At 59.5% G+C, this 17472-nt stretch carries 9 protein-coding genes and 5 pseudogenes; 2 read left to right on the top strand and 12 right to left on the bottom strand.

Annotation, left to right across the window (positions count from 1 at the left end; all coding sequences use genetic code 11):
- Positions 1 to 31: 31 nt before the first annotated feature.
- From MLPF_RS08015 to ffh, 3 genes and pseudogenes are all read right to left on the bottom strand, one after another.
- Positions 32 to 380, bottom strand: a pseudogene (locus MLPF_RS08015) (nuclear transport factor 2 family protein); the annotation flags it as partial.
- Between the two features lie 1793 nt (positions 381 to 2173).
- A pseudogene (locus MLPF_RS16255) lies at positions 2174 to 3255 on the bottom strand (amidohydrolase family protein).
- Between the two features lie 7 nt (positions 3256 to 3262).
- Positions 3263 to 4819 (bottom strand): signal recognition particle protein, encoded by a 1557-nt coding sequence (ffh, locus tag MLPF_RS07990; RefSeq protein ID WP_045843271.1) that lies wholly within the window; start codon positions 4817 to 4819, stop codon positions 3263 to 3265.
- A 138-nt stretch (positions 4820 to 4957) separates the two neighbouring features.
- Between ffh and htpG the strand changes: the two genes are divergently transcribed.
- Together htpG and MLPF_RS07980 are read left to right on the top strand one after the other, a co-directional pair.
- The gene (htpG, locus tag MLPF_RS07985) at positions 4958 to 6928 is read left to right on the top strand and encodes a molecular chaperone HtpG (RefSeq protein ID WP_045843272.1); all 1971 of its coding nucleotides are present in this window, start codon (positions 4958 to 4960) and stop codon (positions 6926 to 6928) included.
- A gap of 211 nt (positions 6929 to 7139) precedes the next feature.
- Positions 7140 to 8891, top strand: a complete 1752-nt coding sequence (locus MLPF_RS07980; protein ID WP_045843273.1) for a DEAD/DEAH box helicase — start codon at positions 7140 to 7142, stop codon at positions 8889 to 8891.
- A 1-nt stretch (position 8892) separates the two neighbouring features.
- On the opposite strand, the gene MLPF_RS17455 is transcribed toward MLPF_RS07980, so the two are convergent.
- The 9 genes and pseudogenes from MLPF_RS17455 to smc form a co-directional block, all read right to left on the bottom strand.
- A complete protein-coding gene (locus MLPF_RS17455; protein WP_050039186.1) occupies positions 8893 to 9096 on the bottom strand; it encodes a hypothetical protein in 204 nt (67 codons plus the stop codon).
- Between the two features lies 1 nt (position 9097).
- Complete coding sequence (locus tag MLPF_RS17450; RefSeq protein ID WP_050039187.1) at positions 9098 to 9487, bottom strand: hypothetical protein; 390 nt, start codon at positions 9485 to 9487, stop codon at positions 9098 to 9100.
- 84 nt (positions 9488 to 9571) lie between these two features.
- On the bottom strand, positions 9572 to 9715 hold the full coding sequence (locus MLPF_RS17445; RefSeq protein WP_427901932.1) for a hypothetical protein: 144 nt from the start codon (positions 9713 to 9715) through the stop codon (positions 9572 to 9574).
- A gap of 34 nt (positions 9716 to 9749) precedes the next feature.
- Complete coding sequence (locus MLPF_RS17440) at positions 9750 to 9956, bottom strand: HD domain-containing protein (protein ID WP_427901954.1); 207 nt, start codon at positions 9954 to 9956, stop codon at positions 9750 to 9752.
- 205 nt (positions 9957 to 10161) lie between these two features.
- Positions 10162 to 10472 (bottom strand): annotated as a pseudogene (locus MLPF_RS17435) ([protein-PII] uridylyltransferase); the annotation flags it as partial.
- 83 nt (positions 10473 to 10555) lie between these two features.
- Positions 10556 to 10823: pseudogene (locus MLPF_RS07970) on the bottom strand (P-II family nitrogen regulator); the annotation flags it as partial.
- Positions 10820 to 11916, bottom strand: a pseudogene (locus tag MLPF_RS15780) (ammonium transporter). The pseudogenes MLPF_RS07970 and MLPF_RS15780, both read right to left, overlap by 4 nt.
- Positions 11917 to 12093: 177 nt before the next feature.
- The gene (gene ftsY / locus MLPF_RS07955) at positions 12094 to 13398 is read right to left on the bottom strand and encodes a signal recognition particle-docking protein FtsY (protein ID WP_045843275.1); all 1305 of its coding nucleotides are present in this window, start codon (positions 13396 to 13398) and stop codon (positions 12094 to 12096) included.
- A gap of 113 nt (positions 13399 to 13511) precedes the next feature.
- A complete protein-coding gene (gene smc / locus MLPF_RS07950) occupies positions 13512 to 17126 on the bottom strand; it encodes a chromosome segregation protein SMC (protein ID WP_045843279.1) in 3615 nt (1204 codons plus the stop codon).
- Positions 17127 to 17472: the final 346 nt, after the last annotated feature.

Below are 17472 nucleotides of genomic sequence, written 5' to 3'. Positions count from 1 at the left end.
AGAAATTCGCCCGGTTGGCGCCTACATTACTTTTCTGGAAGATTTTCGTACTTTCTGATACAGAGTTTTCGAGTTGACCTCGGCGGATCGTACGCCAACTCTCAGCGGTACATATGAATCAGCGCATACCACAATCCGCAAAACAACATTTCGTTCTTGTCGCTGTGAAGCAGCATAGAGTTGAAGCAGATCACACCCACCGACGCGGTGTCCCCCGTCGATGCGGACCGAGAAGTTGCCGAGCAGATGGGCGCATACACCGGGAAGTTCGGCAACACCTCCGAAAGCCACCACTTGACTTCCGAGTAGCGTCCTTCGATCCCGCTCAGCACCGTGGAGTCGATGTAAACGTCGTTGGTGAACACTCTGTCCAGACCGTCGCATCAACGCTAGTCAAGGGCGGTGGATATAGTCCAAACAGCTACTGGATCTTCTGGTGGTTGGAATTTTCAGTCATGCGCAGTATACATCGATTCTCGCCGCGAACGCGCGCATTGCACACCGTTGCGCGACGTATCGTGTGCAGACACGCGCACTCGCGGTTAAACCGAACCACACTGATACGACAGCACGACACCTGCTCGATGTTCTGCCACTGGTATCGGACAACGATGCCGTCAATACATTGACACATATGCTTAGGCGACAACGACATCGCCGGCCAAGATGAACACCAAAGCCGCGGCCCTACTAGGGGCAACCACCCACGCATCAACCCCGTCTGACTTGGACGAAGCCCGGGGGCTCCGGCTGGTCCACGACTTACGACTTGGCCGTGATCTTCCGCAGCGCGATGGCCAATCCGGTGTTCGCGCAGATCATTGTCGAGCTGTCGGCGATGTTCCACAGCGATGGTGACGACCACTCAATCGTCAACTAGACGAACTGCTGCAGCGCTATCCAAGCGTGATCGGCGGCAAAACGGGGTTCACTAACACCTCCCCCCGCAAGACATTCGGCGGCACCTCCCCACTCCAGGGAGCCGCCGCAAGGATCCGAATTACCGACGATCAGTGGCCACACTCATTGCTTTCCATGGTAACGCCCGTTTCACCCGCCAGGTTGCCCCTGACGCTGCGTCCGCAACGAGAGCACCTGCGTCTGTGCTACCCCGTTTGGTCGGACGCATGGGAATCTCAACTGTTTCCGGTCGCGACTGCCATTGGCCGTCCGTGCACTCCATGACGATCGGACGACCATCGCCCGACGAGCTCGGCGACGTGTGGTCGTTGTCGTCGAACTGCGTTCCCACGACGGTACATGACATTGGTGCGCACAACGAGCAACCTGCCCACCAGGTACTCATGTTCGGTGGTTGCGGATCGGTTGCGTAATCAAATGTCTGCTTTGCGCGTTGGACTTCGATGCGATAAGCGCCTTCGCCTGGAACAGACGAGTGAATAATGTGCTGATCGGTGATACCGCGGCTGCGGATGATAGGCTGGGAACGAGGATGGGGATGCTCACCGGTGAGCAGGTGAAAATCAGGTGGCCGCCAGCACGTATGGATCAGCGGCCCCGTCGGCGTAGGCACCCATCAACACCTCGGGAGCATCGTAGGCGACCGCGCCAACCGATACAACATTGGTCCCGCTGGTCCGAACGCCCCGGTGGCATCACCGAACTGCCAGAATCTCCGAAAGTCGGCCAAGAGAATCCTCTGTTCACCATCCCCGGGACTGGTCAGCATGATGTTGACGGTTTTGACATCGCGATGTAGCAGTCCACGCTGATGGGCATCGGTCGAGAGCTCGGGCCACAGCGGTAACGATCGTGAGCACCTCACCGATCGGTGAAACAGCCGGAAATCGATCGGCCATCAGCCCGCGCAGCGTTATCTGCCTTTGACGTAGTCCAAAGCGGTCCTTCGAATTCATCGCGGTCGTGCACCTCCAGGATGTGCGGAGGATAGAGATAGCAATGGCGATATCGGTCTCCTGATGGAATCGCCGAAGGAACCCCCATCCGCTTACGGCACCACCGAAAAACTTTCAATGCATCCAGATACGCCGATTAATAATCCTGAGCCAGGTTCAACCTCACCAGTCACCCTGGAACCCAGCCTCCGCACGATGGTTTAACCGGCCAAGAGCGCGCCGCTGGCCAACGCCATGGGGCTAGCTTAACCGCGATCGAGCCGCCACGCGCGTTCAAACGCCTGGCTAACACCGGCTTACCTGTGCGGCCGAAACGTCTTGCCGCGCGTTATTACCAGATCAGGTTGGCTCAACACACCGGGCCTCTGCCGCAGTTCCGCGGAGTAGCACAACAAATCAGCTGATGCCCCATGCTATTAGGCTGAGACAGCCCAACCAGCGGCGGGCATCCCAACATGCAGCGCCTAAAACCTCGATCGGGGATCATCTCGATATCTTGAATCTTGAGGGCCTTGACCTCGTCGGCGATTTGGCCATTTTTGATCATGGTGCGGGCGTACAGCGACACCCCCCGCATCACGCGCCGCGGCCAGCCGAACACGGCGGCACGCATAAAGGTCGCGCATGTAAGCATGCGTAGCTAGTGTAACGCAAGGCCACGGCGGCGATTCCTGGAAAATTCTCCAGGTCGATCAGCGTGGGGACCAATGCAGTGCTGTGCTCGAGCATAAGGGTGATGGTGTCATCGGTGAACCCGGTGCCGTGCTCGATGCAGTCGATGTTGGCGCTGATCAAACCAGGCAGCGTATCCTCACTCAACGCATGTGCGGTGACCCGTGCACTGTTGGCGCGCGACATCGATCGTAGCTTTGAGGACGTCGTACCGACGACAACGGGACAAGATCACCGGTCTGGCGGTCTATCTAGTTGCCAATGAACTTAATCCAGCCGTCACCGCGCCAGGATTCCTCGGCCACCGCTGCAGGAAGCTGCGATTTGTCCTCGAGCTCAAACGCAAAGCCAGCTTGATAGCGCTTGGACCGAGCAATACACTTTACCGAACCGTACAAGGAGAAGGTGAGGAAGATCGGCGCGGTCATCGAATCCACGGATATCAGTCGATAAGCCGCAATCACGTAGCAGCACCACGCCGGGGCACGTTGGGTCTCGGCCTGGAAGATGCCGTGTTGAGTTCGATCTCCCCGTGTTGACCCTGACTGACGTGACAGTGTGTATCCACCAATCCGGCCATAATCCAACCGCCATCAAAAACGGTATCCGCATGCACGACCAGCTCAGTGTTGATGCAATCATCGACGACCAACAGTTCGGTCGCCGCCTCGTCGGGCAGCACCAAACCCCGCACGTGCATGCGCATAGTTCGGCTATTTCTTGCCTGGGAACTTCAGTTTGGACAAGTCGAAAGCGGCCAACCCAGGCGGCAACTCGTTGAGACCGTCTGGCATTTGCGACATATCCGGGAAGCCTGGTGGCATGTCCGGCATTCCGGGTCTGGCGGGACCGAAGGGCCTCCTGACCTTCGGCGGCGTCGGACCGCGTGCCCTTTTCTTGCCTTTGCCTCCCTTTGACTTTCGTGTGGCAGACTTGCGTCCCATGCTGGGTATACCAGTGCCGCCGAGCATGGAGGACATCACCTTGCGGGCTTCGAAGAACCGGCCGACCAGTTGGTTGACTTCAGACACCGTTACCCCAGAGCCGTTGGCGATACGCAGTCGCCGGGACGCGTTGATGATCTTGGGGTCGGCCCGCTCCTGTGGCGTCATTCCGCGGATGATGGCCTGCAGCCGGTCGAGCTGTTTGTCGTCGACTTGGGCCAGTACTTCCTTCATCTGACCCACGCCGGGCAGCATGCTCAACAGGTTGCCGATTAAGCCCATCTTGCGAACCGCAAGAATCTGCTCGAGGAAATCCTCTAGAGTCAATTCACCGGTGACGATCTTGGCAGCGGCCGCCTCGGCTTGTTCTGCATCAAAGACCTGCTCGGCTTGTTCGATCAGGCTCAGCACATCCCCCATTCCCAGGATGCGGCTGGCCATCCGATCAGGGTGAAAGACGTCCAAGTCGTCCAGCTTCTCACCAGTAGAGGCAAAAAGGATTGGCACACCCGTCACCTCGCGGACCGATAACGCGGCTCCACCGCGGGCATCACCGTCGAGCTTGGTCAGGACCACACCGGTGAAGCCGACTCCCGCACCGAATGCCGCAGCGGTGGTGACAGCGTCCTGGCCAATCATCGCGTCGAGGACGAACAACACCTCGTCGGGATTGACGGCTTCCCGGATTGCCCCGGCCTGGGCCATCAACTCGTCGTCGATGCCCAGCCGCCCAGCGGTGTCGACGATCACGACGTCGAAGTGTTTGGCCCGGGCCTCGGCCAGCCCTGCCGACGCGACAGCGACCGGATCACCGGGACCTGAGTCGGGTGAGGCCCCGGGATGCGGAGCGAATACCGGCACCCCGGCACGCTCGCCGACAACTTGCAGCTGGTTGACTGCCGCCGGCCGCTGAAGGTCACAGGCCACCAGAAGCGGTGTGTGTCCTTGCCCGCTAAGGCGTACTGCCAATTTGCCAGCCAGCGTTGTCTTGCCGGATCCTTGCAGGCCGGCCAGCATCACTACCGTCGGTGGTTTCTTAGCGAACGCCAGCTGGCGGGTCTCGCCGCCGAGGATGCCGATCAGTTCTTCGTTGACGATCTTGACAACCTGGTGGGCCGGGTTGAGAGCAGCAGATACTTCGGTACCCCGAGCGCGTTCTTTGATCCGGTGCACAAACGCCCGCACCACAGGCAGCGAAACGTCGGCTTCAAACAGCGCCAACCGGATTTCGCGGGTGGTGGCCTCGATATCAGCGTCAGTCAGCCGGCCTTTGCCGCGCAACCTCTGTAGGACGCCAGTCAACTGGTCAGAGAGTGATTCAAACACCCCACCAGCCTAGTGGCAGCACTGTGGAAGCGGGGCGCAGCGACGTCAGCCATACCCGAACCAGGCGCAGCGGATCGATCATCGTCTGGGTATAACTGGTCCTGTGGATTTGCAGGTTACCTCGTCGGACGGATTAGCATGAACGCACAAGTGGAACAGCTGGAGTTTCAGGCGGAGGCACGCCAACTTCTGGACTTGATGATCCATTCGGTCTACTCCAATAAAGATGCATTTTTGCGAGAGCTGATCTCGAATGCTTCAGACGCTCTGGACAAGCTGCGGCTTGAAGCGTTTCGGAACAAAGACTTGGATCCAAGTATAGTTGACACATCCGATCTGCACATCGAGATCGAAGTGGACAAGAATGCGCACACCCTAACCGTTCGCGACAACGGCATAGGTATGACACGCGCGGAGGTGGTGGACCTGATAGGCACACTGGCCAAGTCAGGGACCGCCAAGCTGCGTCAGAAATTATGTGCAGCCAACAACCTGAAGGACACTGCTGCCTCTGAAGGACTCATCGGTCAGTTCGGTATCGGTTTTTACTCGAGTTTCATGGTGGCCAACAAAGTCGAACTGCTCACCCGTAAAGCCGGCGACACTGCGGCCACGAAATGGTCGTCGGACGGTGAGGCCACCTACACCATCGAATCCGTCGACGAAGCTCCGCAGGGAACATCAGTGACGTTGCACCTCAAACCCGAAGACGTCGAGGACGAGCTGCACGACTACACCTCGGAATGGAAGATCAGGGAGCTGGTCAAGAAGTACTCCGACTTCATCGCCTGGCCTATTCGGATGGAAGTCGAACGACGTGCGCCGGCCACCTCGGACGAAGAAGGGGCGGGTAGTGAAGAGCAAGTCACCATCGAAACCCAGACCATCAACTCCATGAAGGCGTTGTGGACTAAGTCAAAAGACGAGGTCTCCGAGGACGAATACAAGGAGTTCTACAAGCACATCGCCCACGCTTGGGATGACCCACTCGAGGTTATCGCGATGAAGGGCGAGGGCACCTTCGAGTACCAGGCGCTGCTTTTTATTCCGTCGCACGCCCCGTTCGACCTGTTCAACTCCGACGCCAAAATCGGCATGCAGCTGTATGTCAAACGTGTCTTCATCATGTGCGACTGCGATCAGCTCATGCCGATGTACTTGCGTTTCGTCAAAGGGGTCGTCGACGCAGAGAACATGTCGCTCAATGTTTCTCGCGAAATCCTGCAACAGAATCGGCAAATCAATGCGATCCGTCGCCGGCTGACTAAGAAAGTCCTCTCGGCAATCAAAGATCTGCAGGAAGAACGGCCGCAGGACTACCGAACGTTCTGGACACAGTTCGGCAAGGTCCTCAAAGAAGGCCTCATGTCAGACTCCGACAATCGGGATACGCTGCTTCACATTTCCTCGTTCGCCTCGACACACAACGAGGAAGAACTCACCACCCTGGCCAAATACGTGGAACGCATGAAAGACGGTCAAGATCAAATCTTCTACGCCACAGGCGAGTCGCGTCAGCAAGTCCTAAATTCGCCACATCTCGAAGCATTCAAGGTGAAAGGCTATGAGGTGCTGTTGCTGACCGACCCGGTCGACGAGGTTTGGGTAGGAATGGCAACCGAGTTCGACGGCAAGCCGTTACAATCGGTAGCTAGGGGTGAGGTGGACCTCGACTCCGAGGAGGAAAAAACAGCGCACGAAGCCGAACGCAAGGAGCAAGAGCAGAATTTTGCTGGCCTGCTGAACTGGTTGAAAGAGACCTTGAGTGATCACGTCAAAGAGGTGCGGTTATCCACACGCCTCACCGAGTCGCCGGCCTGCCTGATCACTGACGCCTTCGGTATCACGCCGGCGCTAGCGCGCATTTACCAGGCTTCCGGGCAAGATGTTCCGTTTGGAAAACGAATTTTGGAACTCAATCCAAATCATCCACTCATCACCGTCCTGCAACAGGCGCACGAGAACCATGGTGACGATGCTCACCGTCGTCGACTCTCCGAAACTGCCGAATTATTATACGGTACTGCCCTTCTCGCTGAAGGCGGTGCACTAGAGAATCCGGCAAAGTTTGCCGGATTGCTCGCGGATCGTCTGGCCCAGTCGATGTAGAAAACACCCAAAGATAATGATTATTCTGAAAAGTGTTGTTATGCTGCATTTTACACCCATTAATTGGCCGCGCTGGCGTGGATGGCGGTTCCATCATACGTTCTGTTGTAACAGAACTAATGCAGCATAATGCGGTGGCCCGTACTGCAAACATGAGAAACGGCCCAATCGGAGAACCGCAACACGCGGCCAAGCAGCTACGGGGGGAACTATGTTGAAGCAACGGGTCAGCCCAGCCACTGCCGAAGGAAGCCGATCATTGCGAGGTTGGCAACGTCGCGCAATGGTGAAGTACTTTGCCAGCCAACCGCGCGACTTCCTAGCCGTTGCCACGCCTGGATCTGGGAAAACAACGTTCGCTCTACGGGTGATGGCCGAGCTGCTGAGCAGTCACACCGTCGAGCAGGTTAACGTCGTCGTTCCCACCGAGCACCTCAAGACCCAGTGGGCCCAGGCCGCGGCAACCCACGGTCTGGCCCTGGACCCGAAATTCTCCAACACCAACCCGCAAACCTCGCCGGAGTATCACGGCGTGACGATGACCTACGCCCAAGTCGCCGCACATCCGACACTGCACCGGGTGCGCACCGAAGGCCGCAAAACCTTAGTGATATTTGATGAGATCCACCATGGCGGTGACACCAAAGCTTGGGGCGACGCTATCCGAGAAGCCTTCAGCGACGCGACGCGCCGACTTGCGCTGACGGGCACGCCATTTCGCAGCGACGACAATCCAATTCCGTTCGTCACCTATGCACCCGACGCGGACGGGCTTATGCATTCACAGGCAGACCACACCTATGGTTACGCCGAAGGCCTTGCCGACGGTGTAGTCCGGCCGGTGGTGTTCCTTGCCTATTCCGGGCAGGCGCGCTGGCGAGATAGTGCGGGTGAAGAGCACGCGGCTCGACTAGGCGAGCCGCTGTCTGCGGAACAGGCCGCGCGGGCGTGGCGGACCGCGTTGGACCCCTCCGGGGAATGGATACCGGCGGTCATCTCCGCGGCCGATCAGCGACTGCGGCAGCTTCGTACGCATATACCCGACGCCGGTGGCATGATCATTGCATCCGATCAGACCGCAGCCCACGCGTACGCCGACCTGCTGGCGCAAATGACCTCAGAAACGCCGACGTTGGTGTTGTCCGACGACCCGGGATCCTCTTCCCGCATAACCGAATTCGCCGAAAACACCAGTCAGTGGCTAATCGCAGTCCGGATGGTCTCTGAGGGCGTCGACATACCTCGGCTATCGGTGGGGATCTATGCCACCAGTGCCTCGACGCCGTTGTTCTTCGCACAGGCTATCGGCCGGTTCGTGCGGTCTCGTCGGCCGGGAGAAACCGCAAGCATATTCGTCCCGTCGGTGCCTAATCTGCTGCAGCTGGCCAGTGAGTTGGAGGCCCAGCGCAACCATGTGCTGGGCAAACCGCACCGCGAATCAATCGACGATCCCCTCAGGGGTGATCCCGCCACGAGGACACGAACCGAGCAAGACGACACCGAGAAGCATTTCACCGCACTAGGAGCCGACGCCGAACTGGATCAGGTCATTTTTGATGGATCATCGTTCGACACCGTCACCCCTGCCGGAAGCGAGGAAGAAGCCTATTACCTCGGTATCCCAGGGTTGCTGGATGCCGACCAGATGCGAGCGCTGCTGCACCGCCGCCAAAACGAGCAGCTCCAAAAGCGGAGCGCTGCACAACAAGCATCGTCAACACCGGATGGAACCTTCGGGGGGCCGGCGTCTGTGCATGGCCAACTCCGCGAGCTGCGCCGCGAACTCAACTCGCTAGTCTCAATAGCCCATCACCACACCGGCAAGCCGCACGGCTGGATCCACAACGAACTCCGACGACGCTGCGGAGGACCGCCGATCGCCGCTGCTACCCGCGATCAACTTAAAGCACGCATCGATGCGGTACGGCAGCTCAATGCCGAACTGTCTCGAGCACGGATTTAGCTCACCGCTCGTCGACCGGGGCGCCCTGCGCAGGTGCTGTTCGACCACCGCTCGCAGTGCTGCATCGCCACCCCCCGGTCGGCTCGACCGACAGCACCACACAAAATACATCAGCCGCGGTCGAGCCGAACATGTTGACCTTCGCCCAGACGATGTCTGCTCCGGCTCGCTTCAATGCCCGGGTGAGCAACGCGAGCAGACCCACCCTAGTCCATGGCACGGACCTTGAGAATCGGCTGGCCTTGGGCAGCATTGTCAAGCCACAGGATGCTTGGCGGGGCGAACGAACGCGTAACGGGCACCCCCGCCAGCATCTCCTCCACCCTAGAGGACGACGAGCTAGCGGCCTTGCAATCCCGCTTCTCCACACATATCGAGGACACGTCGATGCCGTTCATGCCGGGCAAAGGCGCCGAAGAACTGCAAGCATGGTAGTTCGGCTGCGGCCGAGGAACCGAAAAGGCGGTGACACCACGAATTCGGTGACCGCGGCGCTTTGGCGGCTGTTGACCGAAGCCGAATAAACTCGCGGCGAATTCAACGCCAGCCTTCGACGCCAATCCCCGCGCATCCGAGGCAACCATCTGCGCAGCCACCCAACCTAATCTCCACGTGGAACCTGTGGCCGGCCGAAAGTGCAAGATTGTGTAGCGCAGTCGGATCCGCCTGCGGCAACCCTCTTACCCACCATCACCATCCGGCAGCGATTGACCAAACCCCTGATCAGGGACACCGTCCAGTGCAGTCCACACCTTGGAGTCGGTGGCCTTAGAATCCGCCTCCTTCAGCGCGTGCAGCACCTCAAGTAATAGCAGATAACCCACTTAGCGTCTCCAATACGTTCTAGGATCGTTCAGATCACCTCGAGTGGCCGCGATGGGAAACAGTAATCAGCGTGGCGAGCATCTTGACGTCTACAGGCGAGGTTCCCAACCGGCAGCCAATCTTTTTGATCAGTTCCCTGCCGATCACACTATGATCATGACCAGTGCCCCGGCCCTTGCCTATGTCATGCAGCAGCGCGCCAAGCTCAAGCAGATCGAGTCGCGCCACCTGGTTAGACATCAGTGCTGCTTGGAAAGTGGTCTCAACGAGGTTAACAGTCCACCACCCACGCGTGTACGACGTCGCGGGACGGGAGGTCGTGGATTGCACCCATTCCGACAACAACCGGTCCCATAGCCCGGCGCATTCGAACACTTCGATTGTCGCGACGACGATAAGGCCAGCGCTTAACACTACCAAAAGATCATCTAATGCCTCACGCGACCACGGAGTTTGCATATCGGCGGCATTGGTAGTCAAGCCGAAAATCAACGTTCCACAACAGATACCACAGCTGATCGGCGACCCGCTACAGCATGTCAGCAGACATACTGTCGTGCAACAGCATTAGGTCCAGATCGGAATAGAGTAGCAACTCGCGGCGGCCCAGTCCGCCAATTCCCCACGATCGCGAAACCACTAGTATCGGTGATTCCGATCTCGGCCAACTTGGCAATCAGCCAGGACGCGTGCAAATCCAGCCACGCGTGGCGCAGCTGCGCTGCGTCGTAGTTGACGATTCCCGTCGGACAGCAACTATTGGGCACTCAGCAGCCAAATCGCCCGCTAAGAAAGCTGATACAGAAACCCCGGACGACGGTCGCTACCGCGATTACTCAGACTTTGCCGTCACCAATCTTGCCAACACGCTGCCAGGACGATGCTGTCCACCACCTTCGCGGATATGGAATCGTCGATGACAACCTCGATTCGAACCGTCGGCACGAAATCGACCGAGTATTCGGCACCCCGGTCGACCCCGGTGTGGCCCTTCTGCCGCCCACAGCCTTTCTACTGCGCTGACCGTAATCCGCCAAGACCCCCCACCTTTGCGAGACTTGCCTTGACGTCGTCGAACGTAAACGGCCTAACGATCGCGGTAATCAACTTTCTTTCCTCTGTGCCGCCACTCGGTCGCCTAACAGCTGCTCCTGACCGTTACAGGTGTCCTCCACGTTGATACAGGGAGGCCAGAACCGACCCGCTGACTACCGCGAAAACGCAACCGGACTCGGCGTACTCAGCTTCGTCAATACCGGCAACTTCTTCGTCAGCGCCTAGCCGCAACGCGATGGTGAATTTTTGGATCAACGCCAATATACGGGTAAAAACACCACAGTAGAGCAGAACGCTGAAGGCGCCGATCGACTGCTGTTCCAGCTGGGCGAAGCCGCCACCATAGAACAACCCCATTCGATACCTCCACCATGCCCTTACGTGCCGGGCGGCTCCGGGGCGGCTAGCAAAACCACCAACAACGTGCCTGCCAGACCACCAACCATTTGCACCCTGACCCTGTCGAGGGAATCATCAAAGCCGAGCCGGAACTTCAGCCCACATGCCAGTGCACACACCACACCGGCTACCGATGCACCCAGCACGTTGACCGACGCGCAGGATAGCGTGATGATAGCCTAGTTCGACGACAATTCTCGAGGCCTAGCCCAACGTGGTTGCCTTGCCGCCGCGGATGCACTTGGCAAATATCACTGCTGCTGTGGCGATCGGGAAGTAGACGAACGGCCCCATGGTCCAAGGAACAAATTCCAGGCACCGAACCGCATTCAGTCGGCCACAGCCCCTAGATCAGCGTGACCATGATGATCGCGAACACAAGATGAAATGCCACAAATACGGTGGACGGCATGGTACCAACCAACGGTATATTCGCCACCGCGGTCTGTGTGGCTCGGATCAGCCGCAGCGGCATTGACACCGATGAGACCCTTCAGGCCCCAGTATTAGGTCGGGTTGCCGGTGAAGTTTCCGACATCATTGCCAAAAGCGAGCGAGTAGCCGTAAAGCACCCACAGCACGATCACCACACCCATCCGCGCTTTGGGGCTCATCATGATCATGTTGAGCATCCCCTGGAACGCACCATATCACCATAAAAACGCTAAACCTGGAGTCACCAACAGTACAAAACGCGGCATTCTTCAACATTCCAGGCGGTGTCACCGATATTGGACTGCCCCAGGGCAAGGAATTAGCCCACCTCGCTAGCACCTTCATTAGCGTTGACTCCCCAAGCGTCCGTCATTCCCTACCTAACAACTTGATCCAGAACCATGCGCAATGGTTGTTGCGGCGATGAGGCCACCATGTTGCGACGGGATTAACGTCGAGAATTAACGCCGCCTGCGGCTGAGGAGTTTCACTTCAGCAGGGCGTCGACGAAAACGGCGGGTTCGAATGGCGCCAAGTCGTCGGGCCCTTCACCCAGCCCAACCAACTTCAATGGCACCCCAAACTCGCGTTGTACACGGAAAACAATGCCGCCCTTGGCCGTTCCATCTAGCTTGGTCAACACGACACCAGTGATGTCGACAACCTCGGCGAAGACTCGGACTTGCGTCAGCCCATTCTGCCCAATAGTAGCGTCGAGTACCAGTAACACCTCGTCGACTGCCGCGCGCCGGGTCACCACACGCTTGATTTTGTGGAGCTCGTCCATCAGCCCCACCTTGGTATGCAACCGCCCGGCGGTGTCGATGACCACAACATCAGCGCCCGCGCCGATGCCCTTGTCAACGGCGTCGAACGCCACCGATGCTGGGTCGGCACCTTCGACACCACGCACCAGCTCTGCGCCCACTCGGGAAGCCCAGGTTTGCAGTTGGTCGGCGGCCGCGGCCCGGAAAGTGTCCGCCGCGCCGAGGACAACGCGCCGGCCGTCAGCTACCAAGACCCGCGCCAACTTGCCGACGGTGGTGGTCTTGCCGGTGCCGTTGACACCGACGATCAGCAGCACTGCCGGATGGTCAGCGTGCGGTAGAGCTCGAATCGAGCGGTCCATATCGGGTTGCAGCTCACTGATCAATACGTCACGCAGTACGGCACGAGCTTCAGCCTCAGTACGCACGTTGCTATTAAGCAGCCGGCTGCGCAGCGCAAACATCACCGATTCAGTGGCAACGGGGCCCAGATCGGCGACCAACAGGGTGTCCTCGAGCTCCTGCCAAGAGTCCTCATCCAGGTCGCCGCCGACGATCAAGCCGAGTATGCTGCGTCCGAACGCATTCTGTGTCCTGGCGAGTCGCCCACGCAGCCGATACAATCGGCCTTCGGGTGGCGCAACAATATCAATGTGCGAGACCGCTGGAGGCTGCGCCGCCTCCGGTGCGTCAGGTGACTTGATGAGATCAGGTTCGGGAAGCAATACGTCCGAGATCGTGTGTTGCGGCGCGTCACGAGGCACAGTCGCGTCATCGCCCACCGCCGGCAGTCCGCCGGTGTCAATCCGGTCCGCAGGCTGAGCGGGCAGTGCGGTTTGGCTGAATGTGATATCCGACGACGTGGCGTAGACGCCGGAACGGCCGCTTACGCTTGGACCAGAGCCCAGCGAGGAAAGGGTCCAGCTGATCCGCCGCCGATGGTAACGCACCAAGCCTAGAATCAAGGTTGCGATGACAACCAGGACGGCGGCGGCCGCGATGACGATCCACAAACCTTCAGACACGTTGCCATTGTTTCAGGGGGTGACACCCGGCGGACAGCGCGGGCTGACCGGGCTAAAACTGAACTACCCAGCTTGCCCCCTCACCACTGTAGATACCCCCTAACGTCGCAGCGTTAGGAGGAACTGGTTACTAGCGACTCCAACTGCTGACCGCGCATACGCTGGGAGATCACCGCAGTGATACCATCGTCCTGCATGGTGACGCCGTACAGTGCGTCAGCGACTTCCATCGTCGGTTTCTGGTGAGTAATGATGATCAGCTGCGACTGGCCGCGCAGTTGCTCGAACAAAGCAATTAAGCGGCGCAGATTGACATCGTCGAGCGCAGCCTCCACCTCGTCCATGATGTAGAACGGCGACGGGCGAGCCTTAAAAATCGCCACCAACATAGCCACCGCAGTCAACGACTTCTCACCACCGGACAGCAACGACAGCCGGCTGACCTTCTTGCCTGGCGGACGTGCTTCTACCTCTATGCCGGTGGTTAGCATGTCATCCGGATCGGTCAGCCGTAACCGGCCCTCGCCACCGGGGAACAGCAAGGTAAAGACACCGCGGAATTCACGCTCCACATCCACAAAGGCGTCGCTGAACAACTGCAGGATGCGGGCATCGACTTCAGCGACGACGTCGAGCAAATCCTTGCGGGCACCCTTAACATCCTCAAGTTGGGTAGACAAGAAGTTATAGCGTTCCTCTAGGGCAGCGAACTCCTCCAGCGCCAGCGGATTGACCCTGCCCAGCTCAGCCAGCTCACGTTCCGCACGTTTGGCCCGACGCTCCTGGGTAGCGCGGTCGTACGGCATCGGAGCAGGCGCTGTCACCTGTTCACCACGCTCCCGAGCCTGTTCGAATTCAGCTATCTCGAGCGCGGTCGGCAGTAGCGCAACCTGCGGACCGTACTCGGCGATCAAATCTACCGGCGCTATTCCGAACTGCTCCAGCACCAGCTGCTCGAGCTGCTCAATACGCAGCGCCGCCTGAGCATTGGCCAGCTCGTCGCGGTGCAGCGAATCGGTAAGAGTGGCCACCCGAACCCTCAGAGTGTTTGCCTCGTCGCGCACCGCCGCTATTGCAACCGATCGCTGCTGACGCTCGGTGGCCAGTGCATCGCGGTGTCGCGCCGCCAGGTCGACGACCCGGGTCAACCGGGACGCCAGCAGCTGGCCGCAGTCGGTAACCGCAGCAGCTACCGCAGCCGCGTGTATTCGTGCGGCGTGCGCTTGCTGAGCCCGCAACCGCACTTCGCGCTCGGCAACGGCCGCACGACGCAATGAATCCGCCCGCCCGCGCACCGCATTGGCGCGTTCTTCGGCAGTCCGAACCGCAAGTCGGGCTTCCACTTCAACGCCACGAGCCTCCTCGGCCGCGGCGACAACCAGCTGCCGGGCCACTGCAAAATCCTCATCGAGAGCATGCACATGCTGGGTCTGCTCGACGTTGCGCAGCCGGGTTTCAAGTTCGACGACCTCTTCGAGAATCGAAACACGCCCGGCTTCTAATTCCTCGCGCTGAGCGAGCAGCTTTTCCCATTCTGCTTCTGCCGTGCCAACCTCCTGGCCGAGCCGCCCTAGCTGGTCGTACATCGACAATATTGCGGTGTCGGATTCGTTGAGTGCGGCCAATGCCTGCTCAACGGCATCGGAACAAGCAACCTGCTCGGACAGTGCGCCGGACAACGCGGCACTCAGTTGCGCCACGTGTGTCTCGGCGGCGGCTAGATCAGCACCAGCCTTATCGATCTCCGAAGTAACCTCCAGTGTCGACAGCTTGCGGCCAGAACCGCCGCTCACCCAGCCAGCTCCCACCAGATCGCCGTCAACGGTGACCACCCGAACCTGCGGGCAGATAGCGATCACGCCCAACGCTTCGGCGAGATCCTTGACCACCGCGACACCATAAAGCATAGCGATCAACGCACCTTGCAACCGCGGCGGTGCCTCAATCAAATCGAGCGCTCGTTGAGCACCATAGGGCAGCCCAGCAACGCAGGCCGGTCCCGCATCCGCCGGCCAGTCACCCAAGACGAGGGCCGCGCGGCCTGCGTCGGCTTCCTTGAGTGCGGTGAGTGCGCTACGGGCCGCGTCCAAACTATCGGCGGCCAGCGCGTCCGCCGCTGGCCCGAGCACTGCAGCCAGCGCTGCCTCGTAGCCGGGGCGCACCTTCACCAACTTGGCGATCGGACCTAAGAGCCCGGTGTCATTACTATGATTGCTCGCCAGCCAAGCCGCGCCGTCCTTACGCTCGAGTCCCACCGCCAGCGCGTCGATACGAGCTCGCAGCGAAGCCACCTGGCGTTCGGCGTCTCGCTCGGCGGACTGCAGTTCAGCCACGCGTTCGTTGGCGAACCGCAATGCTGCCACGGCCCGTTCATGTTGCTCGTCAAGGCGAACCTCGCCCTGATCCAGTTCACCGACGCGGCTCTGCACGGTTTCAAACTCTGCGCGAGTCTGCTGGGCGCGCGCAGTAGCCTCCTCTATGCGCTCGGACAACTGCGCGACGCTGTCATCGATCGATTCGATACGCGCTTGCATAGTCTCCATCTGGCCGGTCAACCGCGCTAAACCCTCGCGCCGGTCCGCCTCCGCGCGGACCGCCTCCAGATGCGCCTTGTCGGCCTCAAAGGCGCGGCGATCGCGGTCGGCTAATTCGGCACGGGCGGCCTCCAACCGAGTACGTGCTGCGGCCAGCTCCACCAGCAGCTGCTGCTCGGCGACCTCCACCTGCTGGGCCTCAGCCTCTAACGCGTCGGGGTCGGTGTCACTTGGTGTCGCCGGCTCGACATCAAGATGATAGGCGCGTTCACCGGCGATCCGAATCGTTGCACTTACCCGCTCGAGCAGGGTGGACAGCCCGAACCAGGTCTGCTGGACCGACTCAGCCCGTCCCGAAAGCTCGGTCAGCGCGGTTTCATGCGCCGCCAGCTCTTCGGACGCCACCGCCAGCCGAGCAGCCGCCTCATCATGATCACGACGCATAATCGTCTCAGCCTCGACGATCATGTCTCGCTGCCCTTGTCGACTCACCAAATCGTCTGCAGCCAGTCGCAACCGAGCGTCACGTAGATCGGCCTGAATAGTCGCGGCCCGTCGGGCCACTTCGGCTTGACGGCCCAACGGCTTGAGCTGACGTCGTAGTTCGGTGGTCAAATCGGTGAGCCGGGCCATATTCACCGACATGGCATCGAGCTTTCGCAACGCTTTTTCCTTGCGCCGACGATGTTTGAGTACGCCCGCAGCTTCTTCGATGAAGGCCCGACGGTCCTCGGGCCTTGACCGCAGGATCTCATCAAGCTTGCCCTGCCCGACAATCACATGCATCTCGCGGCCAATACCGGAGTCGCTCAGCAACTCCTGGACATCCATCAAACGGCAACTGCTGCCATTGATTTCGTATTCACTGGCACCGTCGCGAAACATCCTCCGCGTGATCGACACCTCGGAGTACTCGACCGGCAGCGCGTCGTCGGAGTTGTCGATGATCACGGTGACTTCGGCGCGACCCAACGGAGCGCGCGATGACGTGCCGGCGAAAATGACATCTTCCATCTTACTCCCACGCAGCGTCTTGGCTCCCTGCTCCCCCATCACCCAGGCCAGAGCATCGACGACGTTGGACTTACCGGAGCCGTTAGGTCCAACGACGGCGGTAATGCCCGGCTCAAAACGTAGAGTCGTCGGCGACGCGAAGGACTTAAAGCCCTTCAACGTCAGACTCTTGAGGTACACGACCAGCAAGATTACCCAAGATGACCCACGCGGCAGATCGGCGTTACCCAACTCTCCCCAGCATACGGATGGGACCGAACTAGCGTTCGCTGAAGCCACTGTCTCCTCGGATTGCTGGGACCAAATCACGATCACCTTGCCGGACGTAGTCCAGCTCTACAACACGCACAGCAACGTCTCGCACACATCTGCACGGCCCCTGAACTGAACAAGCACCAGCACGCAACCGTCGGCATGGCTAGCCGCGTGCTGATGAAGCCCAGCTCCAGCACTCGTCAACGAGTACACTAATCGATCCTCGCCGCATAGCCCACCAAACCCCTCAACCACACCAAAACCAACAACA

The sequence above is a fragment of the Mycobacterium lepromatosis genome (assembly GCF_000975265.2).
Lineage (GTDB): Bacteria > Actinomycetota > Actinomycetes > Mycobacteriales > Mycobacteriaceae > Mycobacterium > Mycobacterium lepromatosis.
This window is presented reverse-complemented; position numbering and strand designations above follow the sequence as displayed.

What these genes read in the sequence shown, in the direction of transcription:
- MLPF_RS07980 (WP_045843273.1), top strand. Translation starts at nt 7,140, where the DNA reads ATGTTGAAGCAACGGGTCAGCCCAGCCACTGCCGAAGGAAGCCGATCA.
- MLPF_RS17440 (WP_427901954.1), bottom strand. Translation starts at nt 9,956, where the DNA reads ATGTCTAACCAGGTGGCGCGACTCGATCTGCTTGAGCTTGGCGCGCTG.
- htpG (WP_045843272.1), top strand. Translation starts at nt 4,958, where the DNA reads ATGAACGCACAAGTGGAACAGCTGGAGTTTCAGGCGGAGGCACGCCAA.